Below are 25,930 nucleotides of genomic sequence, written 5' to 3' on the forward strand. Positions count from 1 at the left end.
CTATACAGGCGTAATCTCGGGGCTGTGACTATTGCTCCTGAGGGCCGCCGCATGCTGCGCATCGAAGCGCGCAACGCCGAAACTCCCATCGAGCGGAAGCCGCCCTGGATCAAGGTCAAGGCCAAAATGGGCCCCGAGTACACGCAGATGCGCGGGCTCGTGCAGAAGGAAGGCCTGCACACGGTCTGCCAGGAGGCGGGCTGCCCCAACATCTACGAGTGCTGGGAGGACCGCGAGGCGACCTTCCTCATCGGCGGTGACCAGTGCACCCGCCGGTGCGACTTCTGCCAGATCGACACGGGTAAGCCGGCCGAGTTCGACGCCGACGAGCCCCGCCGCGTCGGCGAGTCCGTCGCCACCATGGGCCTGCGCTACGCCACGGTCACCGGCGTCGCCCGCGACGACCTGCCCGACGGCGGCGCCTGGCTCTACGCCGAGACCGTCCGCCAGATCCACAAGCTGCAGCCCGGCTGCGGCGTCGAGCTGCTGATCCCGGACTTCAACGCCGAGCCCGACCAGCTGGCCGAGGTCTTCGGGGCGACGCCCGAGGTGCTCGCGCACAACGTCGAGACCGTCCCGCGCATCTTCAAGCGGATCCGGCCCGGCTTCCGCTACGAGCGCTCGCTCAACGTCATCACCCAGGCCCGCGCGGCCGGCCTGGTGACCAAGAGCAACCTGATCCTGGGCATGGGTGAGGAGCGCTCGGAGATCTCCCAGGCGCTGCGCGACCTGCACGACGCCGGCTGCGAGCTGATCACCATCACGCAGTACCTGCGCCCGACGCCGCGCCACCACCCTGTGGAGCGCTGGGTCAAGCCCGAGGAGTTCATCGAGCTCAACGAGGAGGCCCTGCAGATCGGCTTCTCCGGCGTGATGAGCGGGCCGCTGGTCCGGTCGTCGTACCGGGCGGGCCGGCTCTACCAGCAGGCGCTCGACGCACGTAAGTAAGCAGCTTTCCCGCTCGCCCCGGCCGTTTCGGCCGGGGCGTTGCCGTATCCCGTCCGGCCGGGCCCGGGCCGCCCTAATCTGAGTTGACCATGCTGCGTCTCCTCTGCTTGCTGGCCGCCCTCGTCGCCCCGGCCGTGGCATCGCCGGCCTTCGCGGCCGACGCCTGCGTGTCCGCGGCCGCCGCCACCTACCGTCACTCCTTCGACGGCCCGTCCGGCTCCGTGACGGTCACCGCGGCCAAGGCGCTCTGCTCCGGGCAGACGCAGACGTTCGCCCTCGCCTCGTACACCACCGGGTCGGCCACCTCCAACGCCCGCCCGTTCGTCTACTCCACCGACCGCGGCTCGATCACCTCGGCCAGGCGCAGCCTCACCCTGAAAGTCGTCGTCCCCCGCTGCCACACCCAGGTCGAAGCCATCGCCGGCACCGCCCTGCAGTACGAGGACGCCAACCCGGCCATCGCCCTGCTGGGCGCCGACCCCCGCTTCGACGGCCCGCTCGCCTCGTACCGCGGGGGCGGCAAGGAATGCGCGCCCGCCCCCACCGTCACCTTCGACAACGCCTGCGACGGCTCGTTCACCGGCACCCTCGCCAACAGCGACCGTGCCACCACCGACGCCGTCTTCCTCACCGGCGACCGCCTGCTGCGCCTCGCCCCCGGCGAATCCCACAAACTGACCGCCCGCGCCGGCTCCACCCTGACCATCCGGACCAACACCGCGGTGACGTACGCCGGCACGTGGCGCCAGCCGGCCACCTGCGGCACCCCCACCGCCGCCCCGACCACCGCCCCCGCCTCTCCGACCCCCGCCCCATCTGCAGGCGGCGGGGCAGCTGGCGGCCCCGCCTCCACCCCAGCCACCTACCCTTCCGTCGCCACCACCACCGCGACCGACCTCACCGGCGACCCCGGCGCCTGGTACCCGGCCACCCCCACCACCCCGGCCGTCGCCACCTCCAGCTCGGCCAACTCCGGCATGAACCCCGGCAGCGTCCTCGCCATCGCCCTGGGCCTCCTCCTCATCGTCGGCGGCGGCTACCTCCTGGTCCGCGTGCTGCGGACCCTCCGCGAAGAGCCCTGACCCGTGCCCCACACTCCCACCGCGCCACCCGGAGCGTGCCCTCCGCCTGCGTGCCGTGGCCTCGACCGCAAGGTGGCCCGGGCTGGGGCGCGTTATCCTGGAGGTGATGCCGCGGCAGCGGACATCCCGGACGAGTGTGTGTCGTACCCGGCCTGACAAGACGACCACCGAAGAGGTGTTCGCCATGGCCTGGCTCGTTCTCGTCGTCTCCGGCATGCTCGAAGCCGTCTGGGCCATCGCCCTCGACCGCAGCGCCGGCTTCAGCCGCCCCCTCCCCAGCGTCATCTTCGTGGCGGGCCTGACCCTCAGCATGATCGGCCTCGGCTACGCCCTGCGTACCGTCCCAGTCGGCACCGGCTACGCCGTCTGGGTCGGCATCGGCGCCGTGCTCAACTCGGTGGTCGGCATCCTCGCCCTGGGCGAGAGCGCCAGCCTCCCCCGCGTCCTGTCCCTCCTGCTGGTCATCGCCGGCATCGTGGGCCTCAAGGTCTTCCACTGACCTGATCCGGGTGCCGGCTCAGTTGCTGAGCAGACCCAGGCGGTGGGCGAAGGTCTTCCACTGACCCAGTCCGGGCGCCGGCTCAGTTGCTGAGCAGACCCAGGCGGTGGGCGACGGCGGCGGCTTCGACGCGGTTGGTGACCTCGAGTTTGGCGATGATGCGGGAGACGTGGACGCTCGCGGTCTTGGGTGAGATGTAGAGGTCGGCGGCGATGCGGCTGTTGCTGTGACCCTCGGCGACCAGGCGGAGGACCTCGCGCTCGCGGGCCGTGAGGAGTTCGGTGCCGGGGGTGGCGGGGGCGGCCGTGCGCAGGCCCAGACGCCGGGCCATGGTGTCGGCGGCGCCGATCAGTGGGGCCGCGCCGAGATCCCCGGCCAGCGCGATGGCTTCGGCGATCAACTCGGCCGGGCCGGACCGTTCCGCCGAGGCCGGCCGCTCCACCGAGCCGGATCGCTCCGTGGAGGCGCCGCGAGAGCCCGGCGCGCTGAGGGAACCGGGCGCGCTGACAGAGCCGGGCGCGCTGACGGAGCCGGGCGCGCTGACGGAGCCGGGCGCGCTGACGGAGCTGGGCGCGCTGACAGAGCCGGGCGCGCTGACAGAGCCAGGCCGGCGCGGGGTGGGCACGTCCGCGGTGGAGGTGGGTGGGGCTGTGAAGCGGGAGGCGGCGAGGGTTTCGGCCAGGGACAGTAACGCGGTGGCCAGCTCGTAGGGGTGGCCGGCGGTGCGCCAGGCGGCGACGGCGGTGCGCCAGGTGGGCTCGGTGTTGGTGAGCAGGGCCTCGACGTGGGCGGCGTGGGCGTGCTCGGCGGGGTAGCGCTGGGGCAGGGCGGCGGCGCGGGAGGTGATCTCGGCGCCGAGCGTGGGGTCGTTGGCCTGGTGGGCGGCCTTGGCCGCGGCGGCCAGGATGGGCCAGGTGTAGCGGGGGTGGCTGCTCGTGTCGGTCTCGGCCAGGGTGGAGCGGGCCACGTCGGCCGCGGAGTGGGGGTCGGCGGACTCCAGGGCGGCCAGGATGTGCAGCTCGTGGATGGTCAGGCGGATCTCGGGCATCATGAACGGCTTCGACAGGAAGGCCAGGGTGCGCCGGACCAGGGCGTCCGCGTCGTCGCGGCCGCGGGCCAGCCGGAGGCGGGCGCGCAGGCGGAGCCAGGGGACGGCCAGCAGGTTGGGCGGGTCGAGGCGGGCGGCCTCGGCCAGGCGGGCGTCGGCCTCGTCCCAGCGGCCCTGGGCGATCAGCGCCTCGGCGTAATTGGCCAGCAGGTAGACGCCGGTGGTGCGGCTGACGCCGATGCGCTGGGCCTCGGGCAGGCCCTCGGCGGCGGCCTCGGCCGATGCTTCGTACTCCCCCACCTCGTAGAGGTGATCGGAGAGGGTGACCAGGCCTCGGGTCAGGCTGGGGACGTCGCGGGCCGCACGGGCCCGGGCCACGGCCGTACGGATGATGGGCAGCGCCTCGGTCACCGGGACCCGGCCCGAGCAGGCCAGCCCGTGGGCCACCTCGGCCATCACCAGTGAGCGCAGGTCGCCCAGCTCGGCGGCGTCGGCCATGGCGGCCTCGGCGACCTCGGTGGCGCGGTCCCGATCGATGCTGGCGAGGATCTGCGCGAGGTCGGCCAGCAACCGGACCCTGTTCTGCCCGTGCGGGGCGGCGAGCAGCAGGCGGAACGCCTCGTCGCACTCGGCCCGGCCGTCGGCCTTGCCCGCGGTGCGCAGCAGCTTGGCCCGGCGGACCAGCAAGCGGCCGGCGCGCAGCGGCTCGGCCTCCAGGTCGAGGTCGCCCAGGGCGGCCCGGGTCAGGCTGAGGGCCCGCATGTGCTCGCCCGACTCGATGGCGGCCAGCGCGGCCTCCTCGAGCAGGTCGCGATGATCGAGGCCGAGCTGGGTCTCGGCGTCGGGCACGTCCTCCCAGAGCTCGAGGACACGGTCGAGCAGCCGGGCCTGCTCCGCGTAGGCGAAGCGGCGGCCGGCCTCGTCGGCCGCGACCTTGGCCGTGACCAGCGCCCGCGGGTGGTCGCGGGCGGCGTGCCAGTGATGGGCGATCTCGGCCGCGGCGTGGCCGACGCCGACCAGGTGGGGCTCGGCCTCCAGCGCCTTGGCGTAGCGGGCGTGCAGCCGGGCGTGCTCGCCGGGCAGCAGATCGTCGTGGACGGCCTCGCGGACCAGGGCGTGGCGGAACTCGTAGCCGCCGTCGCCGTCGAGGACGACCACGAGCTGGGCCGCGACGACGGCCCGGAGCGCCGACTCGAGGTCGGACTCGTCGATGCCGGCCACCCGGGACAGCAGCTCGTGACCGAAGCGGGTGCCGCCGACGGCGGCCACCCGCAGCACCCGCTGGGCCGGCTCGGGCAGCTGGTCGACCCGGGACAGCAGCAGGTCGCGCAGCGAGCCGGGCAGGTCGCTGCAGGCCGGGTCGGCCGGGCCGGCGAACTGCTCGATGAAGAACGGGACGCCTTGAGCGCGCTCGTTGACCGCGTCGACGACACCCGGGTCGGGCTCGGCGCCGAGCAGGTGGGCCAGCATCTCGGCCGTGCCGTCGCGGTCGAGCCGGTCGAGCTCGTGCCGCTGCACGCCGCGGACCCGGTCGAGCTCGGCCAGGAACGGGCGCAGCGGGTGGCCGCGGTGCAGCTCGTCGGTGCGGTAGGTCGCGATGAGCAGCAACCGGGGCAGCCGCAGCGAGCGGACCAGGAAGCCGATCAGGTCGCGGGTGGACCGGTCGGCCCAGTGCAGGTCCTCCAGGACGAGCACCAGGGGCCGCTCGGCGGTGAGCCGGCCGAGCAGCGCGCCGACCGCCTCGAAGAGGATGCCGCGCCGCTGGGCCGGCGGGCCGAGCTCGGGCAGGAGCAGGGCCAGCTCCCGCTGATGCCCGTCGAGCACCCCCGTGCCCTCGGCGCGCACCAGATCTCGGACGGCCCCGGCGAACGGCGCGAAGGGCAGGCCCTCCTCCCCCAGCTCGAGGCACTGCCCGGTCAGGACCCGGACCGGCTCGCCGGCGAGGCCGCGGCAGAACTCCTCGACCAGGCGGGTCTTGCCCACCCCGGCCTCGCCGCCGACCAGCACGGTCGACGGCTCGGCGGAGCGGGTGCGTTTCAGCGCGTCGCGCAGCACGGTCAGGTCGGAATCACGCCCGACCAGGACCTCGCTGTGTGCCGTCACGAGGTCGAGCATGCCATGGGCGTACGACAACTTTCGCTCCCATAAATTCAGGCCGTCATCCGCCGGGGCCACCGCCCACGGGGTGGTGAGGCCGAGCGGGCCAGCCGCCGCGCCGCGGCCTCGTCGATGAGCGAGGCGACATGCTGGCGGTGGAGATCGAGCTGGATGTGCGGATCGGCGAGCGGGAACATCGGTGCCTCCAGGAGGAAGTGGCTGACACCGAGAACTCTTCGCCCGAAGGCACCCCCCGGGCATGGGGCGCCAGCCTTATCTCCACCCGCCGCGACCGCCTTACCCGGCGTAAGACCGCCCGCCCCGCGTAAGGCGTGAGCCCCCCACTACACTTTCGGGTTATGGCAAAACCCGAGGAGAAGGTGTCGTTCGGCACGCGCCTGAAGCAGATCGGCCAGGTGTTCTCGTTCACCGCTAAGCAGGACAAGTGGTTCGTCCCGCTGCTGATCGCGGCCGTGGTCATCCCGGTCGCGCTCACCGTGCTGCTGGTGCTCCTCGGCGCGGGGTGGATCTACATCCCGATCGGCCTTCTGGTCACCCTGCTGGCCGCCGTGATCGTGCTCAACCTGCGGTCGAACGCCGCGATGATGAATGCCGCCGAGGGTCAGCCCGGCGCCGCCGCCTCCCTGGTGGAGAACATGCGCGGCGACTGGCGGGTCCGCCCGGCGGCCTCGTCGACGACGCAGTTCGACATGGTGCACATCGTGATCGGCAAGCCCGGCGTGATCCTGCTGGCCGAGGGCCAGCCGCAGCGCGTGCGCGGCCTGCTCGGCCAGGAGAAGAAGCGGCTCTCCAAGGTCATCGGCAACGCCCCGCTCTACGACTACATCATCGGCAACGGTGAGGGCGAGCTCCCGATCAAGAAGCTGCGCACCACGCTGATGCGCATGCCGCGCAATCTGACCGGCAAGGACGTCAACTCGCTGGACAAGCGGCTGGGCGCGCTGATGGCCCGCCCGCAGATGCCCAAGGGCGCCATCCCGAAGAACATGCGCCCCAGCAAGGGCGCCTTCCGGCAGCAGCGCCCCCGCTAGCAGACCCGACAAAAGGCCGGTGCCCGCTGGGCGCCGGCCTTTTGCGTGCCCAAGCCTTGACACCTATCGATCAGCGGCATAACGTCCCCGCCAACTGTTAAAGAGTTTGCCTATCAGTGAGCTCGAGGGGGCGACATGACCCGTCCGGCCGGTTCGGCCCGGTTGCTGCGCACGATGAACGAGAGCGCGGCGCTGGCCCACCTGCTGGACCCCGGCATGCTCACCCGCGCCGACCTGCGCCGGCTCACGGCGCTGTCCACCCCCACGATCTCCGAGGTGCTGCGCCGGCTGACCGAGGCCGGCCTGGTCACCGTGGCCGGCCACGACAGCGGCCGGCCCGGCCCCTCCGCCGAGATCTACAACGCCCATCCCGACGCGGCCTACGCGGCCGCGGTCTCGGTCCGCGACGTCGGCCCGGGTGGCGCCCCGTCGGTCGTGGCCGCGCTCCGCGACCTCACCGGCGCCCTGCGCGGGCGCCTGGAGATCCCCATCGACTTCGCCGCCACCGACCCCCTGACCGCTCTCTCCGGCGTGGTCAAGCGGCTCGGCGAGGAGGCCGGCGTCCCGGCCGACCGCATCCGGCACGTGCAACTCGGCGTGCCCGGCTCGTACGACCCGCGCACCGGGACCATCCGCCACGTCGACGTGCCCGGCCTGGGCCGTACCGGCCTGGTGGCCGAGCTCGCCGCGGCGCTCGGCACCGAGGTCGGCGCCGACAACGACGTCAACCTGGCCGCGATCGCCGAGCGGCGGCGCGGGGCCGGCCGCGGCGCCGAGAGCTTCGTCCTGCTCTGGCTGGGCGAGGACGGCCTCGGCCTCGCCATCGACCTGGGCGGCACGCTGATGCGCGGCGCCCGCGGCGGGGCCGGTGAGATCGGCTACATGCCGCTGGCCATGAGCGGCGAGAAGGCCGACCTGCACGACCTGGTCGCCGGCGCGGCCATTCTGGAACTGGCCCGCCGGGACGGCACGACGGGGCGTACGCCCGCCGAGGCCGTCCGCAACGCCGGCAGCGGCCTGCTGACCGAGATCGCCGACCGCGTCGCGGTCGGTGTGGCCGCGGTGATCGCCGTGCTCGACCCGCACCTGGTGGTGCTGGCCGGCCCGATCGCCCAGGCCGGCGGTCACGCCCTCCTCACCGCTGTCCGGGCCGCCGTGCGCCGGGCCGCGCCGCTGGAGAGCGAGATCGCCGTGACCGCCATCGATGACGACGCGGTGCTGCTCGGCGCGCTCGACGCCGGCCTCACCGCGGTCCACAACGCACTGCTCGCCACCATCCGCGACAGCTGACCCTCACCCCCTGGAAGGCCATTGTGAACAAGCGGCTCCCCCATGCCCTTTTCGCCCTGACAACCGCAGCCCTACTGGCGACGGCTTGCACGCCGGCCCCGAAGGAGAACAAGATCGCCGATCCCGGTACGGAGGTCTCCGGCACCGTCGAGCTCTGGCACTTCTTCACCGAGCGGGAGGCCGACGCGGTCGCCGCCGTGGTCAAGGACTTCGAGCAGAGCCACCCGAAGATCAAGGTGACCATCAAGCCGGGGCAGGACGACTCCAAGGTCACGCAGGCCATCGGCGCCGGCAACGGGCCGGACGTCGGGCTCTCCTACTCCACCGACATCGTCGGCAAGTTCTGTTCCTCCGGCGCCTGGGTCGACCTCAAGCAGTACATCGACCGCGACAAAGTGGACCTGAACCAGCTGAACGCGACCACCCGCTCGTACACCGAGTTCCAGGGCAAGCGCTGCGCGATGCCGTTCCTGGCCGACGCGTACGGCATGTTCTACAACAAGGATCTGTTCGCGAAGGCGGGGCTGGACGGGCCCCCGAAGACGCTCGACGAACTCACCGCGTACGCCAAGAAATTGACCGTGAGGAACGCGGACGGGTCGCTCAAGACGGTCGGGTTCCTGCCGCTCTACGACTTCTACGAGAACGCGGCCGCGCACCTCGCGCCGGCCGTGGGGGCCAAATGGCTCGGTGACGACGGTAAATCCGCGGTCGGCGCCGACCCGGGCTGGAAGACGCTGCTCGCCTGGCAGAAGAACCTCGTCGACTGGTACGGATACGAGAACCTGACCAAATTCCGGGCCGGCCTGGGCGACGAGTACAGCGCCGACAACGCGTTCCAGAAAGGCCAGGTCGCGATCAACATCGACGCCGAGTACCGGCTCGCGTTCGTCAAGGACCAGGCCCCCAACCTGAAGTACGGGGTGGCGCCGATCCCGGCCAGCGATCCGGCGAGGTACGGCGCGGGTTACGTCACCGGCAACATTCTCGGGATCAGCAAGAACGCCAAGAACCCCGAGGCCGCGTGGGAGCTCATCAAATATCTGACCACCAACGACCAGGCGATCGTGAAGCTGGCCGGGCTGCTGAAGAACATCCCGACCACGACCGCGTCGATGAGCGACCCGAGCCTGCAGTCGGACGCCGATTTCAAGACGTTCATCGACATCTTCAGCAACCCGAACTCGTCGACCACGCCGCCTTCGGCCTCCGGCCCGGCCTATCAGGAGACCTTCGGCCAGTTTCTCAACAACTACCAGTCCGGCAAGGTCAAGGACCTCGACGCGGGCCTGGCCGACGCCGACAAGCAGATCAACAGCGTCATGACGCTGGGCGGCTGACCGATGTCCGCCAAAGTGCGGAGAGGCCTGACCACCTTCTCCTTTCTGGCCCCGGCGCTGATCGGCATAGCGGTCTTCCTCCTCTACCCCCTGGGTTCGGCGGTCTACTTCTCGTTCACGAAGTTCGACCTGCTCTCGGTCCCGGAATGGGTCGGGCTGGACAACTACCGGCGGATGGCCGACGACCCGTTCCTGCTCCAGTCGATCCGCAACACCTTGTGGATGGTCGTGGTCTTCGTGCCGGCGCGCATCATCGGCGCGATCGGCCTGTCGATGCTGCTGACCCAGCTCAAGCGGGGCGCCGGTTTCTTCCGCACGCTGTTCTATCTGCCCGCGCTGGTTCCGCCGGTGGCCGCCACCATCGCGTTCGTCTATCTGCTCAAGCCCGGCACCGGCCCGGTCAACCACTTCCTGGAGAAGATCGGCATCGACGGCCCGCTCTGGTTCAACTCGCCGGCCTGGGCCAAGCCGTCGCTCGTGCTGCTCGGGCTGTGGGCGATCGGCGACCTGATGGTGATCTTCCTGGCGGCCGTGCTCGGCGTGCCGGCCAGCCTGTACGAGGCGGCCGAGCTGGACGGCGCCAACGCGTGGCACCGCTTCCGCTCGATCACGCTGCCGACGATCCGCCCGGTGGTGCTGTTCGCCGCGGTGACCGGCGTGATCTACACGTTGCAGTACTTCGACCAGGCGGCGGTGGCCGGCTCGATCGCCAGCGGGCAGGCCACCGTCGGCGGTGGCATCTCGTCGAACTTCGGTTTCCCCGAGGGGTCGACCTTCACCTATCCGCTGTGGCTCTACACCGTCGGTTTCCGGTACAGCGCCCTCGGCTACGCGAACGCGCTGGCCATCGGCCTGTTCGTGGTGGCCCTGGCCGTCACTCTCATCCTGCTGCGCCGGGCCAAGGCCTTCTCCGGGGAGGAATCGTGACCGCCGTCCTGGAAAGGCCCGTGCACGTCGAGCCGGCCGCTCCCCTCAAACGCCGGCGAAGGCTCGCGTGGATCGCGCGGCACAGCATCGCGATTGCGCTCGGCATCATGTTCCTGACTCCGGTCGTCTATCTCGTGCTGCTCTCGCTGATGACCAGCGACCAGGCCTTGACCGCCGATTACTGGCCGAACTCGTGGCATCCGGAGAATTACATCCGGGTCTTCGAAGTCACGCCGTTGCCGCGCTATCTGCTCAACACGGTCATCTACGCGGTGTCGTCCACGGTCCTCGTGCTTGCGTCGAGCGTTCCCGCCGCGTACGCCCTGGCGAAGTTGAAGTTCCGCGGCAGCAATGCGCTGTTCCTGTTGGTGATCTGCGTGATGATGCTGCCACCGCAGGTGGTGACCGTGCCGCTCTATCTGATGTGGGCCCGGTACGGCCTGACCGGGTCGCTGTGGCCGCTGATCATCCCGGCGCTGTTCGGCGACGCGTTCTGCATCTTCCTGCTGCGGCAGTTCCTTCTCACCATTCCCACCGAATACCTGGATGCGGCCCGGGTCGACGGCTGCGGCGAATGGCGCACGCTGCTGCGGGTCGTGCTGCCGATGGCCCGGCCCGGCATCGCGGCGGCCGGGCTGTTCCAGTTCTTCTACTGCTGGAACGACTATTACGGCCCGCTTCTCTACACCAGCGAGAACGAGAGCTCGTGGACGCTGTCGCTCGGCCTGGCGTCGTTCCACAGCGTCCATCACGTCGACTGGAATCTCGTCACGGCGGCGACCGTACTGGCCATGGCGCCACTCATCGTCATCTTCTTCTTCGCTCAACGTGCCTTTGTTCAGGGCATCACACTGACAGGATTCAAGGGTTGAAAATCGCGGTGGTGGGCGGCGGGTCCACGTACAGCCCGGAATTGATCGATGGTTTTGCCCGTCTCGGCCCGATGGTCACCGAGCTCGTGCTGATCGACCCGGCCGCGGAAAGGCTTGAGGTGGTGGGCGCCTTTTCCGCCCGCATCCTGAAGCATTACGGCCATTCCGCGAAGATCTGGTGGACCACCGATCTGGACGCCGGGGTGAGCGACGCCGACGTCGTGCTCATCCAATTGCGCGTCGGCGGCCAGCAAGCGCGCATCGCCGACGAGACGTTCCCGCTCGACTGCGGCTGCGTCGGCCAGGAGACGACGGGCGCCGGCGGTCTGGCCAAGGCGCTGCGCACCGTGCCGGTCGTGCTCGACGTGGCCGAACGCGCCCGCCGCCGGGCCGCGCCGAACGCGTGGATCATCGACTTCACCAACCCGGTCGGCATCGTCACCCGCGCCCTGCTCGACGCCGGGCACCGCGCGGTCGGGCTGTGCAACGTGGCGATCGGCTTCCAGCGGCGCTTCGCCGGCCACCTCGGCGTCGAGCCGTCCCAGGTCGTCCTCGAACACGTCGGCCTCAACCACCTGACCTGGGAACGCGCGGCCTATGTGGACGGCGTCGACCGGCTGCCCTCCCTTCTCGCCGACTTCGCGGGCGAGCTGGCGGCCGAGGTCGACCTGCCCGAGGAGGTGCTGCGCACCCTCGGCAACGTCCCCTCCTACTACCTCTCCTATTTCTATTCGCATGATCGGCACGTCCGGGAGTCGCGCGGTCAGGCCACTCGGGGCCAGCGGGTCGCGGAGATCGAGGCGACCTTGCTGGAGATGTACCGCGACGTCACCCTCACCGAGAAGCCCGCGTTGCTCGGCCAGCGCGGCGGCGCCTACTACTCCGAGGCGGCGGTCGGCCTGATCGCCTCCCTGCACGGCCACGACGACGGCGCGGTCCACTCGGTCAACGTGCGCAACGAGGGCACCCTCCCCTTCCTGCCGGACGACGCGGTCATCGAGATCTCGGCCCGCGCGGGCGTCGCGGGCCCCACCGCGCTGCCGATCAACCCCCTGCCACCAGACCTGAGCGGCCTGGTCACGCACGTTTGGGGGTACGAGGAACTGGCGCTCGACGCTGCTCTGAGGGGCGGCCGGGAGCGGGTGTACCGGGCGCTGCTCGCGCACCCGCTGGTCGGGCAGCACCCTCTGGCGTCTGGATTGACGGACCGGCTGATCGCCAGCGGCCGCGACCATCTCGCGTGGGCGCGATGAGCGCGCTCTTCCTGGCCGTCGACGGCGGAAACTCCAAGACCGACGTGGTGCTCGGCACCGCGGCGGGCGAGGTGCTCGGCGTGGCCCGGGGCGGCACGTCGTCGCCGCACAACGTCGGCCTGGAGGGGTCGATCGCGGTGATCGACGAACTCGTCCGGCGGGTCGTCCCGGACGGCGTCACCGTCGACCTGGTCGCCGCCTACCTGGCCGGGGCCGACCTGCCGATCGAGGTCAGCCGGCTCGAGGAGGCCGTGTCGCAGGCCGGCTGGGGGCGGAAGACGCTGGTCGACAACGACTGCTTCGCGCTGCTGCGCTCGGGCACCTCGATGCCGGACGCGGTCACGGTCGTCTGCGGGGCGGGCAACAACTGCGTGGGCCGGGCGGCCGACGGGCGTACCGCCAGGTTTGTCGCTCTTGGCCCCGTCTCCGGCGACTGGGGTGGCGGGCACGACCTCGCCGAGCACACGCTGCGCCTGGCCGCCCGCGGGGAGGACGGCCGGGGCAAGCCGACCGCGCTCAGCGCCGCCGTGGCCGCCCACTTCGGCCGGCCCACGGTCGAGGCGGTGTCGATCGCCCTGCACTTCGGCGAGATCGACCACGACGAGGTGCCGTCGCTGTCCGAGCTGCTCTTCGAGGTGGCGGCGACCGGCGACCCGGTCGCCAGTGGCCTGGTCAGCCGGCAGGCGTCGGAGATCCTGGGCCAGCACCGGGTGGCGGCGAGCCGGCTCGGCCTGCTGTGGCAACCGCACGCGCTGGTGCTCGGCGGCAGCGTCCTGCGGGCCCGCCACCCGCAACTGCACTCGCTGGTCGTCGACGGCGCGCGCCGCCAGGCCCCGTACGTCGAGATCAGCGTCCCTACGGCGCCGCCGATCGTCGGGGCGGCCCTGCTGGCCATGGACGAGCTCGAGTCGTCCCCCGGCGCCGAACCCCGGCTGCGGGAGGCGCTCAGGGACGTCGCACGATGACCGAACGGGCGGCCCGGTCGTGCAGGCCGCGGCCGTCCCCGTCGTTGAACAGGGCCGGGATGACCAGGGCGAGCAGGACAGCGCGGATCAGGCCGCGGACGAGGCCGACGGCGCCGCCGTCCGTAATGGAGACGATACGGAGCTTGGCCAGGGTCATGCCGAGCGTCTGGCCGAACAAGCCCACGAAGAAGGCGTGCACCACCACGAAGATGATCAACTGGGGCCACGGGTTGGTCCGCAGATCGTCGACGAAGAACGTCGCCACCAGGCTGGCCAGCGCCCAGTCGATCAGCAGGGCGACCAGCCGGCGGCCGAAGCCCGCCATCTCGGCCTGCCTGAGATCGATCGCATCCGCCATGCCACCAGCGTACGCGGGGCGGTTTCGGTGACCCGGCACACGCCTCGGCCGGTCTGCGATAGCCTCGCCTAGTCGCCCACAGCGTTCGTAACACGGCAGAAACATTTGGGATACGCCGGGGCAACTCCCACCCCATAGCGTCGCGACCAGCCTAGCCACGCGGCGGAACCACGCCGCCCCGGTCTCGATTTTCCGTGCCAGGAGGACGTGTTGTTCGCCAATCCCGAGGAACTCCTGCGATACCTCAAGGACGAGGACGTCAAATTCGTCGACGTGCGGTTCTGTGACCTGCCCGGCGTGATGCAGCACTTCAACATGCCGGTCGAGTCGTTCGACGACAGCGTCGTGACCGACGGCCTCGCCTTCGACGGATCCTCGATCCGCGGGTTCCAGGCCATCCACGAGTCCGACATGATGCTGCTGCCGGACGTCACCACGGCCTTCATCGACCCGTTCCGCATCCAGAAGACGCTGGCGCTGAACTTCTTCATCCACGACCCGTTCACCCGCGAGGCCTACTCGCGTGACCCGCGCAACGTGGCGAAGAAGGCCGAGACGTACCTCGCCTCCAGCGGCATCGCCGACACCGCCTACTTCGGCGCCGAGGCCGAGTTCTACATCTTCGACTCGATCCGCCACTCCACCGCGGCCAACGAGGCGTTCTACTACATCGACTCGATCGAGGGCGCCTGGAACTCCGGCAAGGAGGAGGAAGGCGGCAACCGCGGCTACAAGACCGCGTACAAGGGCGGCTACTTCCCGGTAGCCCCGCTCGACCACTACTCCGACCTGCGCGACGCCATGGTGCGCCGCCTGATCGACGTCGGCTTCACCGTCGAGCGCTCGCACCACGAGGTCGGCACCGCCGGCCAGGCCGAGATCAACTACAAGTTCTCGACCCTGCTGCACGCCGGCGACCAGATGCAGATGTTCAAGTACATCATCAAGAACACCGCCTGGGAGCACGGCAAGACCGCCACGTTCATGCCGAAGCCGCTCTTCGGCGACAACGGCTCCGGCATGCACACCCACCAGAGCCTCTGGCTGAACGGCGAGCCGCTGTTCTACGACGAGACCGGCTACGCCGGCCTGTCCGACACGGCCCGCTGGTACATCGGCGGCCTGCTGCACCACGCGCCTTCGCTGCTCGCCTTCACCAACCCGACGGTCAACTCGTACCGGCGCCTGGTGCCCGGCTACGAGGCCCCGGTCAACCTGGTCTACTCGCAGCGCAACCGCTCGGCCTGCACCCGCATCCCGGTGACGGGCAGCAACCCGAAGGCCAAGCGCGTCGAGTTCCGCGTCCCGGACCCGTCGTCCAACCCGTACCTCTCCTTCTCGGCCCAGATGATGGCCGGCCTCGACGGCATCAAGAACAAGATCGAGCCCCCGGCCCCGATCGACAAGGACCTCTACGACCTCCCGCCGGAGGAGTGGGGCAACGTCAAGCAGGTCCCCGGCTCCCTCGACGCCGTCCTCGAGTCCCTCGAGAACGACCACGAGTTCCTCACCGCCGGCGGCGTCTTCACCGACGACCTGATCTCCACCTGGATCGACTGGAAGCGCACCAACGAGATCGACCCGGTGCGGCTCCGCCCGACCCCGCACGAGTTCGAGATGTACTACAACGTCTGACGCTGCCCAAGGCCCTGACCAGCGGTTTTTCGTACGCCGGTCTGATCTTGGGCACAACTCGGGCACAGCCTGAGGAACGGCGGTCATGTCTGGCTCCCAGCCGACATGGCCGCCGTTTCGCGTCGACCGAGCGCGCCGTCAACCAGTGAACGCGTGCAATCGAGGGCGTCCGGCCACTCATGCACGTACTTGTTGAGCGTCACCGTCGGCGTTGAATGCCCGAGTGCCAACTGCACCGTCTTGACACTGGCCCCGGGATGGATCAAGGGGATTGCGTAGTAATGCCGTAGGCCGTGAAAGCCCCGTCGCAGCGGCAGACCGACTCTGGCGCGGACCGGCGTCCACGTACGCGAGAACGTAGAGGCAAGCACCGATTACCGTCGGCCCCTCGGAATAGCAAATTTGCAGGCCGTCGTGTCGGGTGACGTAAGTCAGTGTCGTCGTCGACTTCGACCACGCGGCTCACAGGCCGATGGTACGAGTGCGTACGCAACGCTGGCACAGTGGCCACCCGACCACTTGCCAACCTTCACCTCGCGGGTCGGTTGAGCGACCTGTAGCCGGACTGAAACGCCTTGCCCTTCGATCCGATCTCCGGGTTCGAGCGCACTGCGAACGTCACCCGCCGCACCGTCTGCAAGCCGTGCCCAGTGCAGCGGTCCGGTAGCGGTGACTTGTGGGCGAGCCAGTCAGCCGGAATGTCTACCGTCATCGCTGTCGACACGCAGAACCTCCCAGACTCGTCGTCATCGATGCGATGGCGAAGCTGTCCGTCAGAGTTTTCATGACAGTGACGGGGGCACCAGTGAGCTTTACGGCGAACCACGATCAGATCCACAGCTTCGCCACCACGATCGGCGGGCTGACCGACGACGCCGACGAGGCCGTCAACTACACCCGCGAACACCTCGGCATCGGCTACGCCGACGGGCGCATGTTCGCCACTGTCGTCGACACTGCCACCACCGTCCGCGAAGCCCTAGTCGCGAACTACACCGCTCCGGCGAAACTGGCCGACGCGTCTGAGCAGGGAATCGTCAAGACCGCCAATCAGTATGGCGACACCGACCAGGCCGCTGCCGGCCCGTGTCGACGCCAACTACTGACGACGAGCCGAGACGGAGACACCTTCCCATGACGGACGCGCCCGTAGAAGCCTTGACCGCCCCGGTCGCCGAAGCTCCCATCCCGGACCTGGTCAACAACATCCTCGGCGGCGGGCAGTACATCAGGCCGTCCTACTGGCTTGGCTGGGCCATGGAGAAAGTCTGCAGCGTCAAACCCTGGGGCTGGATCGCCGAACAGTTGGCCGGCGATCGGAACGACGCCGCCGAAGCCAGCTCCGCCATCACCAACCTGGCCGAGTGCAACACCCGCTACGGCGACACCATTAACCAAGCCGCCGAGACCCACATCCCCAACGAGTGGGACGGCAACGCTGCTCTAGCCGCGCACACCTACTTCACCCAGCTCGCTCAAGACCTGCAAGCCCTGGTCGTCGCCGCACTCAAGGACATTGCCGGGGAGTTCCGCAGCCTCGCCGTCGGCATTGAGAAAATGGCACAGTCCCTGCAAACCCTGTGCCGAGACCTCCTCGACTGGCTGATCGCCATCGGCATCTCAGCAGCTGCGGCCGCCGCCTCAAGCTGGACCGTCGTCGGCGGCGTCACCGGAGCCGCCGCCACCGCAGCCTCCATCTGGGAAGCCGTCAAAGTCTGGTACCTCATCCCAGACGCCCACGACGCCGCCTGGGCCGCCGTCCAAGGCTTCGTCGGCCTCACCGCCGCCCACCTCGGCGCCATCCACGGCATGGACCACATCACCCTGCCTGCCACCGCCTACAACCACCCCGGAGTCTGACGTGACCGACGCCCACAACGAACCCACCATGCCCGTCGGCCATGGAGATCTTGCCCTCGCATGCCACCTCCGTAAATCCTTGGAAGTGTTGCGCGACGGCAGCGACAACGACGAATTCCGTCGTCTCGCCAACGACGTTCTCTATGGCCCCTTTAGCCTCCGCGATGTCTATTTCACTCCGACCTTCGCCGCTGGCATCAATCCAGGCAGCAAGCTATTCGGCAAACGCTGGGAGCAACTCAGCCGCGAAGAGCAAGAGAGGCTGGCGGACCAGGGGCAACGACAGTTTGACGGTGACAGGACGCGGCTACGAAACGCGGACCGAAGGCGATGATGCGCCGAATACAGTGTTGCGCGCCAACTTGGGCCAATAAGGGGATCTATGCAAAAGTGTAGCTAGGCGAGGAGATAAATCTTCTCGAGCTAGGCTCTAGGGCCCATCGCGTACATCCAGCGCAACTGGCCCGTTGCGCAAACTTGCACTCCGGACAGAGTTGCCCTTCAATCGAATAATTACGCGGCGTGCCGATTCAAGCTAACTACTGTTGGTCGAGTTAGAGAGTGACCTTAGCCATGTACGATCTTGACCTTAGAACCGCGATCGCGACTGCTGCGTTTATCATCTTACTAGTGATGGCACGTCGAATTATTCGCTTTGTGATCGCACGTCGCAATAAAATAGCGAATCGGCTATTTCAGGCGGCGAGTAGGTTTTTAAAGGAATCGATAGTCCGTCGGGCCGAGCTGAAGGCATACTGCTATAAAGAGCTTAATCGCTCCGCCAACAGGTTTCTTCCAATACCAGGGGCGAACGATGCCCTCCTAACCGATAAGGCATTCGTTCCACTAACTTTGGAGAACGAAGCCTTGAGCGAAGTTTCCGAGGCGCGAAACATCTGGGACGGGGACGCAACTCGGGTGCAGATTGTAGGAGACCCCGGTTCTGGCAAAACCTCTTTTGTCAAGCGAGTCTTACGAGAAGCGTGTCGGGAAGCAATCTTGGACAAAACAGCTCCTCTTCCCGTGGTGCTCGAACTTAAAAGTCTTAGTCCGCCTCGGCGCACGATGACGGATTCTGCGCTCGCTGAGTGGCTCGTAAGCCAGATCAGAGCCATGGTTGATTCTGCTGAAGGGCAGGGTAAAGCCGCAGGGCTATTCGACTATTTCGTTAATAGACAAGGCGTTACCGTCTTTCTCGACGGCTTAGATGAAGTCGCTTCAGAGTCGTATCCTCTCGTGCAACGAGCATTGTCGGCACTAAGTCGACTGCTGGAGGACCGGAACACCGAAAACCGCATCTTGCTCACAATGAGAAGCCAATTCTATCAGCAGATTCGCGACGAATATTCAACGACATATCCGCGCGTTTATCACATTCAGCCATTCTCGCCCGCCGACATCTATACGTTCCTTCAGCGATGGCCTTTTAAGGAGAATGTTGATGTGAGGCGAACGACGAACCGGATTTTTGGTGATCTTACCGACAGACCGACCTTGCGAGACATGTGTTCCAATCCGCTGGTGCTGGCGATGTACGTCTCTAGCGATCAGTCTGGGGGAGAGGCCGGCACGCCAGATACAAGAACCACGTTTTATTCCAGCGTAGTCGATGAGTTACTTGTACGGCGACGAGGAAGGCAGCTTGCGAGACAGTTCAAAAGTACAGTCAGAACCCAGCGTGAGCGTCTTTTTGGAAAGCTTGCCTTCGAGAATCTTATGGATGTCAGGCAGCCAGCCAACGTAATTTCTTGGGCTCGAGCTCTAGAGGTAACGAACGAAGTATACGGCCTGGATGGCATCCGTGCGGAAGATCAGCTGCGCCAGGTGTGCAAGGAAACCGGCATGCTGTCAGAGGAGCGCAAAGATGAGACGCTACGTTTTATCCACTTAACCTTTTGCGAATTCTTTGCTGCGAAGGAAGCGATCGAGGGAAGGGAAGAAGGCTGGGAAGAGCTAATTGATCAGCACGTCAAACTCCGGGAGATTTCGACACACACAGCTTCGCGTTTACTCGAGGTTCTGCCTTTTGCTGTCGGATTGACGAATAGAGTAGGCCACGCGGCCGCCATTGATGAAATTAGAAAACTGGATGATCGGCTAGTGCTTGGGCGGGTATATCTCGAGAGCCAGGCCTACGACCACCCAAGTTGGACCGATTATGTGAAATCGGAGGCGCGCCTGCTCACCCGCGGTAATAAGAAACAGTGGGATGAAGTCTGGCTGAAACGGCTGCACCTGTTTACTGTTGTTCTGGCAGATGAAGCCGAGTGGCGGCTCGCCAACAACAGAAAGCCTTCGGCACCGACACTGGAGGCGGTATTTGCTAAGCTGGTTTCGGACGATAAAGAACGACTCCTGGTCGTTTTCCACTCGTATGCTGCGGTCGATCCGCAAGCAGCACTTAGACTGGCAGCTTCTCTGAAGATTGACCTTGTAAGCAACTATCCCCAGATTGTCATAGACAACCTCTCAAGTCCACCATTCTTTTCGCTGATAATGGAGCAGCTCGCTGCCGAAATGCCGCTCAGTCTAGATAAAATGGCGCTACTTTGCGAGGCAGCGCTATCGAATGAGTGGGTCGCGTTTGAATTGCACAGGCTGCCGATGCTCTCGCTGGCATTGGGTAACGTGGAAGATATACCTCGCGGCTCGCGTTGGTTTACAGGACGACAAGGTGGCCTGACGGACTACGAGGCTGGTTTCGGTTTGCCGATGAGTCCGCTAACCGTCTGCTTGAGCTTCGTTCATCGCGACTGGAAACTGCTTAAAAATAGTGCCGCCTTCGCCCACCTAAGCGTGCTGGAGAACGTTTCGCCGCCAGGTGGGGCCTGGTATTTCCGGTGGTTGGATCTTCGGTTGTGGCTTCTTCCGGCGATTGTTATCTTTCCACTTCCGGCCGCACCCTTGGCTGTAGCGATGTCGTCGGATTCTGCTCCAGCGTGGTGGTTGTTTGTTCTCATACCTCTGAGCATACTTGCTGCGCAGATAGCGGGTTATCCTCATCAACGTAGCCTTGTCTACCGAGACTTTATCTTGATCGGTCCCCGCATGACCGACCCTGAGCAGTATTCGGGAATTTCGACTGTTTTGAAGTTCGGCGCTCTGCTTACAAAGCCTGAGATGAATCGCTTGCGAAGCGTGCGGCGTGGCATGGAGTTTTCGGCTCAGGAGGCTCGGCGCAAATCGCAGCCGGTATAGCTTCATCCACCATCTACTTAGCGGAAGGGATATGGGGACGGATGTCAAGTGTGTGGTCAAGTTTGGACTGGGGAAATGTCCCCGCTTGGGTAAGTTCCATCATAACTAGTTCTTCGCTCGGCCTTGCGTCTTTGACCTATCGAAAAAGCGTTGACGATAGGCGCCGCGAACAGCGCTCGAAGGAGCTGGAGCAGACAGGCATGGTCAGCGCTTGGCTCTTGAACGAGTGCACAGTAGTCATTCGCAACGGAAACAAGGTCGCTGTAGTCGTCACTGCGTACTACGACCTTGGGTATCAGATTATTCTTGCGGGCCCGAGGTCGCTGGGCCCAGAAGATCAAATAAGTATAGTTATTGACGAATCTGTGCTGACGGAGACTGCACGAGATTATGACGACGAGTCACGACACCTTCCAGCGCTAGTAGTCACTGATTCCATGGGGCGGCCATGGCTGCGAGCGCCCGGAGGTGAAATTTCGGCGGGTGACCCCACCGCAGACGAAGCTTTCAAATCGAGATTTGCGACACTGGGAAGTCGCCTCAATTTTAATACGGTGTCGGCTTGACTGAGCGGCTTGATCCGATCATTTTGGACCTCATACGCAGGGCATCATATGCCGCGTAAGCCCCTGCTCGCACAGCGGTCACAACGGACCCATCGGCCAGGCGCCCCAGGCCTCTTGGTAGCACATTAAGTCCAAGAAAAGTCACTCACCGCAACCGTCGATGACACGGCCGCACGGGTAAGAAACCATGCTGCTTAGGTTTCGTCAGCTCAGGGCGCTCTAGGGTGACCGCCGTGGAGATGGTCGCGGTTGGCCTGGCGCTGGGGCTGGCGGCTGGGGTCAGTCCAGGGCCGCTGATGGTTCTGGTGATTACTCAGGCGTTGCGGGGTGGGTGGCGGGCCGGGGTGGTGACGGCGGCGGCGCCGCTCGTCAGTGATGCGGTGGTCATTGTCGGGGTGCTGCTGGTTCTCAGTGCTCTGCCGCAGCGGGTGCTGCCGGTCATGGGGGTGGTCGGTGGGGCGTACGTCATCTGGTCGGGGGTGGAGACCTGGCGGGAGGCGCGGCACGGGCGGGTGAGGGGCTGGGACGGCGCGGCGACGAAGGCGTTTCGGCGGGCGGTGATGGTGAACATTCTCAGCCCGCATCCCTGGTTGAGCTGGGCTACGGCGCTCGGGCCGCTGCTGGTGACCACCTGGCATCGGTCGGAGGGGGCGGCCGTGGCGTTCGTCGCCGGGTTCTACGTGAGTCTGGTCGGGGCGAAGGTCGCCGTGGCCGTCCTGGTCGCCGGCGGTCGGGGGCGGCTTACCGACACCGGCTATCGACGGGCGTTGCGGGTGGGTGCGTTCCTGCTGGCGGCGGCCGGGGTGGCCCTCATTGTGGAGTTTCTTCCGCGGGCGGTGAGCTGATGTCCAAACCGGACGCTGACGCCGCGGTGGTGGCGGTGACGTCGGCTGCGCGGGCGTACGCCTCGTCGAAGCCGGCGTCGCCCAGGGCGGCTCGGGCCTCGGCGGTGATGCGGTCGACGTCGGGGACGGCGCGGTCCTTCGAGCCGCGGACGGCGTCGGCCGCGCCGAGCAGGTAGGCGGCCTGGGAGGCGTTGCCCTCGCGCATCATCAGGTCGGCCACGCCGACCAGGACCAGGGCGATGACCGGCGAGTCGCGGGAGACGGCCGCGGACTGCATGGCCTCGGTGTGCCAGCGGCGGGCCGCGGTCAGGTCGCCGGAGGCGGCGTCGACGAGGCCCTGGGTGCTCAGGGTGATGGCGCGGAACTGGGGGACGGCGGCCGGGTGCTTCATCATGCGTACCGCGTCCTGCATGCTTCGGCGGGCCTCGTCGAGGTCGCCTTCCATTCTCGCGAAGGTGGCGCTGCCGTACGCGACCGAGGCGTTGACCTCGGGGAGGTTCATCTCCTCGGCGGCCGCCTTGGCCTTCTTGAGCTGGATGCGGGCCTCGGTGGTCTCGCCGGCCAGCCACAGCTGATGAGCCAGTTTGACCTCCATCTGGGGCAGGTCCTCGCGGACACCGACCTCGCGGACCAGGACGATCGCCTCCCGCTGCCAGATCACGGCCTGCGCGAAGTCGCCGCGGGCGGCCGCCATGTCGCCCAGCGAGCTCAGGGCGAAGCCGATGCCCCAGCGTTCGCCGATGGCGCGGAAGCCGGCCAGGGCCTCGCGCATCTCGGTCTCGGCCACGTCGGGGCTCTGGCCGAAGTTCAGCCGCAACTGCGACACGATCATCTTGGCGACTGCGCGCAGCCAGGGGTCGGGGTCGTCGAACAGCGGCTCGGTCATGCGGAAGCCGAGCTCGGGATCGTCGCGGTCGTCGAACATCGCCGTCAGCGGGCCGATCAGGCGCAGCGCGGGGTGTGCGGAACTGCTGCCGGCCCCGGCTTCGCTCGCGCGGCGGAACTCCTCGTGCACCCGGTCCAGGTCGAGCGCGCCTTCCAGGCCGTTGATGGCGGCGTACGTGTGCACCAGTGCCAGCTCGTCGATGTCCGCCTCGGCCGCCGCCGGCATCGCGGACACGCCGGCGGCCAGCGTCGCCCCCTCCTGACGGTGCCCGCTGAGCCACCAGTACCAGCCCAGCCGGGCGACCAGGGCGGCGGCCGTACGCGCGTCGCCCGCCTCGATCGCGGCGCGCACCGCGGCGTGCAGGTTGTCGTGTTCGGCGGCCAGCCGGCGCAGCCACACCAACTGGTCGTGGCTGCGCAGTTCGGGGTCGGCCCGGCCGGTCAGCTCGATCAGCCAGCCGGCCAGGGCGAGCCGCTGCGACTCGGCCTCACCGGCGTCGGCCAGCCGCTCCAGCCCGTACTCCCGGATGGTCTCGAGCATGCGGTAGCGGCCGTCGGAGCCCAGCACCAGCAGCGACTTGTCGGCCAGGGCGCCGATGACGTCGAGGTCGGCGCCGCAGACCCGTTCGGCCGCGGTGGCCTCGGCGCCGCCGGAGAAGAGGGCGAACCGCCGCCACAGCTTCCGCGACGGCTCGTCGAGCAGGTCCCAGCTCCAGTCGACCACCGCCCGCAGCGTCTGGTGGCGGGGCAGGGCGGTCCGGCTGCCGCCGGTCAGCAGGCGGAACCGGTCGGCCAGGCGGTCGGCCAGGACCGAGACCGGGAGGGTACGCAACCGGGCCGCGGCCAGCTCGATGGCCAGGGGCATGCCGTCCAGCGCGCGGCAGATCCGTACGACCGCCTCGGCGTTGTCGTCGGTGAGCACGAAGGACGCCGCGCGGTCGAGCAGCAGGCGTACGGCCGGGAAAGCGGAAGCAGTCGCAGCATCCGCACCCACCGGCGGGAGAGCCAGAGGCTCGACCGGGCAGAGCCGCTCGCCCGGAATCCCCAGCGGCTCACGGCTCGTGGTGAGCAGGCGGACGCCCGGGGCCGAGCGGAGGAGCGCGTCGGCGACCTGGGCCGCGGCCGCGATCAGATGCTCACAGTTGTCCAGGATGATCAGCATGTCGCGCCCGGCGACCGCACTGAGCAGGCGGTTCAGCGTCTCGCCGAGCGGCACCCGCCCCGGCACGTCGAGGACGGCCTGGCCGCGTCGGGTGAGCGTGTTGAGCACGGCCTGCGGCACCTCGGCCGGGTCGGTGACCGGGGCCAGCTCCACTCGCCACACTTCGCCGGGGATCCGCGCGCCGACCTCGACCGACAGGCGGGTCTTTCCGCTGCCGCCGGGCCCGAGCAGTGTGACCAGCCGATGCGCCTTGATCAACTCACTGATCGCCCGGGTCTCGGTCTCCCGGCCGACGAAGCTGCTCACCTCGGCGGGCAGGTTGCCCCGCGGCCCGTCCTCGTCCCGCAAGATCGACACGTGCAACGCGGCCAGCTCGGCCGACGGGTCGCTGCCGAGCGTCCCGGCCAGCGCGCGCCGCGTCGCCTCGAAGACCTCCAGCGCCCGCCCCGGACTGCCGCCGGCCCGCAGCGCCCGCATGAGCAGCCCGGCCACCCGCTCGTCCAGCGGATGCGCGGCGTTGAGCGCCTCCAGCTCGGGCACGGTGTCGCGTTCGCCGATCGCCTCCGCGAGGCGCTGCAGCGTCGCCGTCCTTCGCAATTCCTTCAGCCGTACGGCTTCCGGTCGCGCCACGTCGGGAAAGTCGAGCTCGCCTTGCCACAACCCGAGCGCCTGCTCCGGATCAACCGTTGCGAGCCGCGCGAACCGGTGCGCGTCGACCGCCTCCGGCTCGACGGCCAGCCGATAGCCCCCAGGGGCGGCCTCAATCTCGAGCCCTAGCCGCCGCAGCCGCGACACGAGCGCCTGCAGCGCGTTCCCGGCCGCGGCCGGCGGCTCCGAACCCCACACCCCGTCGATCAGCCGGTCGGCGGCGACGACCCGGCCCGCGTCAAGAGCGAGAAGCAACAGGAGAGTACGCAGCCGCGCCCCCGCCACCGGCACGCTCTCCCCGGTGCGGGCACGCAGCTCCACCGGCCCGAGCACCGCAATCTCCACCCGTACGATTCTGCCCGCCGTGGCAAATCCGTATCAGCGGGCTCCGGTCACCGGTGGTTCGCTCGACCACGGGAAGTTGATCCATTTGTCGGTGCGGCGCCAGACGTACTCGCACTGGACGATGGTGTGGGGCTTCTCGTAGATGACGGCCGTACGAACCTCGGCCGCGTGCGTGGCGCAGAAGTCGCGGACCAACTTGATCGTCTCGCCGGTGTCGGCGACGTCGTCCACGATCAGGATGTTCGTGTCCTTCAGGTCGGCCGCGCTCGGCTCCGGGCCCAGCATGACCGGGGTGTCCAGGCGCTCGTCGACGCCCGTGTAGAACTCGACGTTGACCACGTGCAGGTTCTTGACGTCCAGGGCGTAGCTGATCGAGCCGGCCGCGAACAGCCCGCCCCGGGCCACGCCGAGGATCAGGCCGGGCCGCCAGCCGTCGTCGGCGATCTGCTGGGCCAGGGCGCGGCCCGCTCGCCCGAAGTCGTCCCAGGTCAACGTCTCGCGCTCGATCATCGGCTCAACTTACCGGCCACACGTACGGGAGATCATCCGGGACGTCCGGGCCGAAGATCGGCCGGTAGAACGCCGGGTCCTTGCGGAGCAGCGCCGACTGGTGGCTGCGGTGCAGGGCCGGGTCGCCCAGCCACGGCGGCAGGCCCGCGCGCGACTCCAGTTCCTTCTGCGTACGGATGGGGCGGTCGATCTTCGAGTCGGCCACCAGCGTGGCCGCGGTCGTGTCGGCCCGCCCGGTGGCCGTCCACACGGCGGCCATGTCCAAGCCGTAGCGCACCAGGGCCTCCTCGTACCCCCGCCACATCTTCACGGCCGGGTGGTGCCGCCATCCGTACGTCGGGATGGTCAGGCCCCTGAGCACTTGAATGGTCTCGACCCGCTGCTTGCCCAGCCGTTTCTGATCGAGCGCCTCCGCCGACGCGACGAAATCCGGGAACGGCAGGAATGTCTGCATCCACCGATAGTTCCCGCATTCTCGAGGCGCATTCACCCGAAGCGGGGTGGCGCGACGCGACGATCAAGGACGAGAATCTCCCGGTGATCCG

At 68.0% G+C, this 25,930-nt stretch carries 23 protein-coding genes and 1 riboswitch; of the genes, 16 read left to right on the forward strand and 7 right to left on the reverse strand.

Going from position 1 to position 25,930, the window contains the following annotated elements; genetic code table 11:
* Positions 1-51 precede the first annotated feature (51 nt).
* From lipA to AB0J66_RS43915, 3 genes are all read left to right on the forward strand, one after another.
* On the forward strand, positions 52-948 hold the full coding sequence (gene lipA / locus AB0J66_RS43905; protein ID WP_364673857.1) for a lipoyl synthase: 897 nt from the start codon (positions 52-54) through the stop codon (positions 946-948).
* A gap of 89 nt (positions 949-1,037) precedes the next feature.
* A complete protein-coding gene (locus AB0J66_RS43910; protein WP_364673695.1) occupies positions 1,038-2,030 on the forward strand; it encodes a hypothetical protein in 993 nt (330 codons plus the stop codon).
* Positions 2,031-2,133: 103 nt separating this feature from the next.
* A riboswitch (guanidine-III (ykkC-III) riboswitch) is annotated at positions 2,134-2,200 on the forward strand.
* 14 nt (positions 2,201-2,214) lie between these two features.
* Entirely contained in the window at positions 2,215-2,529 is a 315-nt protein-coding gene (locus tag AB0J66_RS43915) for an SMR family transporter (RefSeq protein WP_364673698.1), read from the forward strand.
* Between the two features lie 82 nt (positions 2,530-2,611).
* On the opposite strand, the gene AB0J66_RS43920 is transcribed toward AB0J66_RS43915, so the two are convergent.
* Positions 2,612-5,710: an AAA family ATPase gene (locus tag AB0J66_RS43920; protein WP_364673700.1), complete on the reverse strand. Its 3,099-nt coding sequence runs from the start codon at positions 5,708-5,710 to the stop codon at positions 2,612-2,614.
* Between the two features lie 17 nt (positions 5,711-5,727).
* Positions 5,728-5,871: a hypothetical protein gene (locus tag AB0J66_RS43925; RefSeq protein WP_364673703.1), complete on the reverse strand. Its 144-nt coding sequence runs from the start codon at positions 5,869-5,871 to the stop codon at positions 5,728-5,730.
* A 162-nt stretch (positions 5,872-6,033) separates the two neighbouring features.
* Here AB0J66_RS43925 and AB0J66_RS43930 point away from each other — a divergent pair, with 162 nt between their 5' ends.
* The 7 genes from AB0J66_RS43930 (at position 6,034) to AB0J66_RS43960 (ending at position 13,373) form a co-directional block, all read left to right on the forward strand.
* Positions 6,034-6,726 carry a DUF4191 domain-containing protein gene (locus tag AB0J66_RS43930; protein ID WP_364673706.1) on the forward strand — a complete coding sequence of 231 codons (693 nt, stop codon included), beginning with the start codon at positions 6,034-6,036 and terminating at the stop codon, positions 6,724-6,726.
* 135 nt (positions 6,727-6,861) lie between these two features.
* Entirely contained in the window at positions 6,862-8,016 is a 1,155-nt protein-coding gene (locus AB0J66_RS43935; RefSeq protein WP_364673709.1) for an ROK family transcriptional regulator, read from the forward strand.
* 23 nt (positions 8,017-8,039) lie between these two features.
* Entirely contained in the window at positions 8,040-9,356 is a 1,317-nt protein-coding gene (locus tag AB0J66_RS43940; protein WP_364673712.1) for an ABC transporter substrate-binding protein, read from the forward strand.
* A gap of 3 nt (positions 9,357-9,359) precedes the next feature.
* Complete coding sequence (locus AB0J66_RS43945; RefSeq protein WP_364673715.1) at positions 9,360-10,283, forward strand: sugar ABC transporter permease; 924 nt, start codon at positions 9,360-9,362, stop codon at positions 10,281-10,283.
* The gene (locus tag AB0J66_RS43950) at positions 10,280-11,155 is read left to right on the forward strand and encodes a carbohydrate ABC transporter permease (RefSeq protein ID WP_364673717.1); all 876 of its coding nucleotides are present in this window, start codon (positions 10,280-10,282) and stop codon (positions 11,153-11,155) included. Before AB0J66_RS43945 ends, AB0J66_RS43950 begins: the two co-directional genes overlap by 4 nt.
* On the forward strand, positions 11,152-12,408 hold the full coding sequence (locus AB0J66_RS43955) for a 6-phospho-beta-glucosidase (RefSeq protein ID WP_364673720.1): 1,257 nt from the start codon (positions 11,152-11,154) through the stop codon (positions 12,406-12,408). Before AB0J66_RS43950 ends, AB0J66_RS43955 begins: the two co-directional genes overlap by 4 nt.
* Positions 12,405-13,373: a BadF/BadG/BcrA/BcrD ATPase family protein gene (locus AB0J66_RS43960; protein WP_364673723.1), complete on the forward strand. Its 969-nt coding sequence runs from the start codon at positions 12,405-12,407 to the stop codon at positions 13,371-13,373. The genes AB0J66_RS43955 and AB0J66_RS43960 overlap by 4 nt, the downstream gene beginning before the upstream one ends.
* Here the strand turns inward: AB0J66_RS43960 and AB0J66_RS43965 are convergent.
* The gene (locus AB0J66_RS43965) at positions 13,354-13,731 is read right to left on the reverse strand and encodes an RDD family protein (protein WP_364673726.1); all 378 of its coding nucleotides are present in this window, start codon (positions 13,729-13,731) and stop codon (positions 13,354-13,356) included. The genes AB0J66_RS43960 and AB0J66_RS43965 overlap by 20 nt on opposite strands.
* A 210-nt stretch (positions 13,732-13,941) precedes the next feature.
* On the opposite strand from AB0J66_RS43965, the gene glnA reads away from it, so the two are divergent.
* Positions 13,942-15,366 carry a type I glutamate--ammonia ligase gene (gene glnA, locus AB0J66_RS43970; protein ID WP_364673729.1) on the forward strand — a complete coding sequence of 475 codons (1,425 nt, stop codon included), beginning with the start codon at positions 13,942-13,944 and terminating at the stop codon, positions 15,364-15,366.
* An 83-nt stretch (positions 15,367-15,449) separates the two neighbouring features.
* Here the strand turns inward: glnA and AB0J66_RS43975 are convergent, their stop codons facing one another.
* Positions 15,450-15,737: a tyrosine-type recombinase/integrase gene (locus tag AB0J66_RS43975; RefSeq protein ID WP_364673732.1), complete on the reverse strand. Its 288-nt coding sequence runs from the start codon at positions 15,735-15,737 to the stop codon at positions 15,450-15,452.
* 386 nt (positions 15,738-16,123) lie between these two features.
* Here AB0J66_RS43975 and AB0J66_RS43980 point away from each other — a divergent pair, with 386 nt between their 5' ends.
* The 5 genes from AB0J66_RS43980 (at position 16,124) to AB0J66_RS44000 (ending at position 21,835) form a co-directional block, all read left to right on the forward strand.
* Positions 16,124-16,504 carry a hypothetical protein gene (locus AB0J66_RS43980; RefSeq protein WP_364673735.1) on the forward strand — a complete coding sequence of 127 codons (381 nt, stop codon included), beginning with the start codon at positions 16,124-16,126 and terminating at the stop codon, positions 16,502-16,504.
* Entirely contained in the window at positions 16,501-17,226 is a 726-nt protein-coding gene (locus AB0J66_RS43985) for a hypothetical protein (protein ID WP_364673738.1), read from the forward strand. The genes AB0J66_RS43980 and AB0J66_RS43985 overlap by 4 nt, the downstream gene beginning before the upstream one ends.
* A 1-nt stretch (position 17,227) precedes the next feature.
* On the forward strand, positions 17,228-17,560 hold the full coding sequence (locus AB0J66_RS43990) for a hypothetical protein (protein ID WP_364673740.1): 333 nt from the start codon (positions 17,228-17,230) through the stop codon (positions 17,558-17,560).
* A gap of 239 nt (positions 17,561-17,799) precedes the next feature.
* A complete protein-coding gene (locus AB0J66_RS43995) occupies positions 17,800-20,424 on the forward strand; it encodes an NACHT domain-containing protein (RefSeq protein WP_364673743.1) in 2,625 nt (874 codons plus the stop codon).
* 805 nt (positions 20,425-21,229) lie between these two features.
* Positions 21,230-21,835, forward strand: a complete 606-nt coding sequence (locus tag AB0J66_RS44000) for a LysE family transporter (RefSeq protein WP_364673860.1) — start codon at positions 21,230-21,232, stop codon at positions 21,833-21,835.
* Here AB0J66_RS44000 and AB0J66_RS44005 read toward each other — a convergent pair.
* The 3 genes from AB0J66_RS44005 to AB0J66_RS44015 are packed head-to-tail and all read right to left on the reverse strand — an operon-like array spanning position 21,801 to position 25,839.
* Positions 21,801-24,875, reverse strand: a complete 3,075-nt coding sequence (locus AB0J66_RS44005; RefSeq protein WP_364673744.1) for a BTAD domain-containing putative transcriptional regulator — start codon at positions 24,873-24,875, stop codon at positions 21,801-21,803. The genes AB0J66_RS44000 and AB0J66_RS44005 overlap by 35 nt on opposite strands.
* 33 nt (positions 24,876-24,908) lie before the next feature.
* A complete protein-coding gene (locus tag AB0J66_RS44010) occupies positions 24,909-25,385 on the reverse strand; it encodes a phosphoribosyltransferase (protein WP_364673747.1) in 477 nt (158 codons plus the stop codon).
* Between the two features lie 4 nt (positions 25,386-25,389).
* Positions 25,390-25,839 carry an MSMEG_6728 family protein gene (locus tag AB0J66_RS44015; protein WP_364673750.1) on the reverse strand — a complete coding sequence of 150 codons (450 nt, stop codon included), beginning with the start codon at positions 25,837-25,839 and terminating at the stop codon, positions 25,390-25,392.
* Positions 25,840-25,930: the final 91 nt, after the last annotated feature.

Source organism: Actinoplanes sp. NPDC049598 (assembly GCF_040675435.1).
Lineage (GTDB): Bacteria > Actinomycetota > Actinomycetes > Mycobacteriales > Micromonosporaceae > Actinoplanes.

What these genes read in the sequence shown, in the direction of transcription:
- lipA (WP_364673857.1), top strand. Translation starts at nt 52, where the DNA reads ATGCTGCGCATCGAAGCGCGCAACGCCGAAACTCCCATCGAGCGGAAG.
- AB0J66_RS43910 (WP_364673695.1), top strand. Translation starts at nt 1,038, where the DNA reads ATGCTGCGTCTCCTCTGCTTGCTGGCCGCCCTCGTCGCCCCGGCCGTG.
- AB0J66_RS43915 (WP_364673698.1), top strand. Translation starts at nt 2,215, where the DNA reads ATGGCCTGGCTCGTTCTCGTCGTCTCCGGCATGCTCGAAGCCGTCTGG.
- AB0J66_RS43925 (WP_364673703.1), bottom strand. Translation starts at nt 5,871, where the DNA reads ATGTTCCCGCTCGCCGATCCGCACATCCAGCTCGATCTCCACCGCCAG.
- AB0J66_RS43930 (WP_364673706.1), top strand. Translation starts at nt 6,034, where the DNA reads ATGGCAAAACCCGAGGAGAAGGTGTCGTTCGGCACGCGCCTGAAGCAG.
- AB0J66_RS43935 (WP_364673709.1), top strand. Translation starts at nt 6,862, where the DNA reads ATGACCCGTCCGGCCGGTTCGGCCCGGTTGCTGCGCACGATGAACGAG.
- AB0J66_RS43945 (WP_364673715.1), top strand. Translation starts at nt 9,360, where the DNA reads ATGTCCGCCAAAGTGCGGAGAGGCCTGACCACCTTCTCCTTTCTGGCC.
- AB0J66_RS43960 (WP_364673723.1), top strand. Translation starts at nt 12,405, where the DNA reads ATGAGCGCGCTCTTCCTGGCCGTCGACGGCGGAAACTCCAAGACCGAC.
- AB0J66_RS43965 (WP_364673726.1), bottom strand. Translation starts at nt 13,731, where the DNA reads ATGGCGGATGCGATCGATCTCAGGCAGGCCGAGATGGCGGGCTTCGGC.
- AB0J66_RS43980 (WP_364673735.1), top strand. Translation starts at nt 16,124, where the DNA reads ATGGCGAAGCTGTCCGTCAGAGTTTTCATGACAGTGACGGGGGCACCA.
- AB0J66_RS43985 (WP_364673738.1), top strand. Translation starts at nt 16,501, where the DNA reads ATGACGGACGCGCCCGTAGAAGCCTTGACCGCCCCGGTCGCCGAAGCT.
- AB0J66_RS43995 (WP_364673743.1), top strand. Translation starts at nt 17,800, where the DNA reads ATGTACGATCTTGACCTTAGAACCGCGATCGCGACTGCTGCGTTTATC.
- AB0J66_RS44000 (WP_364673860.1), top strand. Translation starts at nt 21,230, where the DNA reads ATGGTCGCGGTTGGCCTGGCGCTGGGGCTGGCGGCTGGGGTCAGTCCA.
- AB0J66_RS44010 (WP_364673747.1), bottom strand. Translation starts at nt 25,385, where the DNA reads ATGATCGAGCGCGAGACGTTGACCTGGGACGACTTCGGGCGAGCGGGC.
- AB0J66_RS44015 (WP_364673750.1), bottom strand. Translation starts at nt 25,839, where the DNA reads ATGCAGACATTCCTGCCGTTCCCGGATTTCGTCGCGTCGGCGGAGGCG.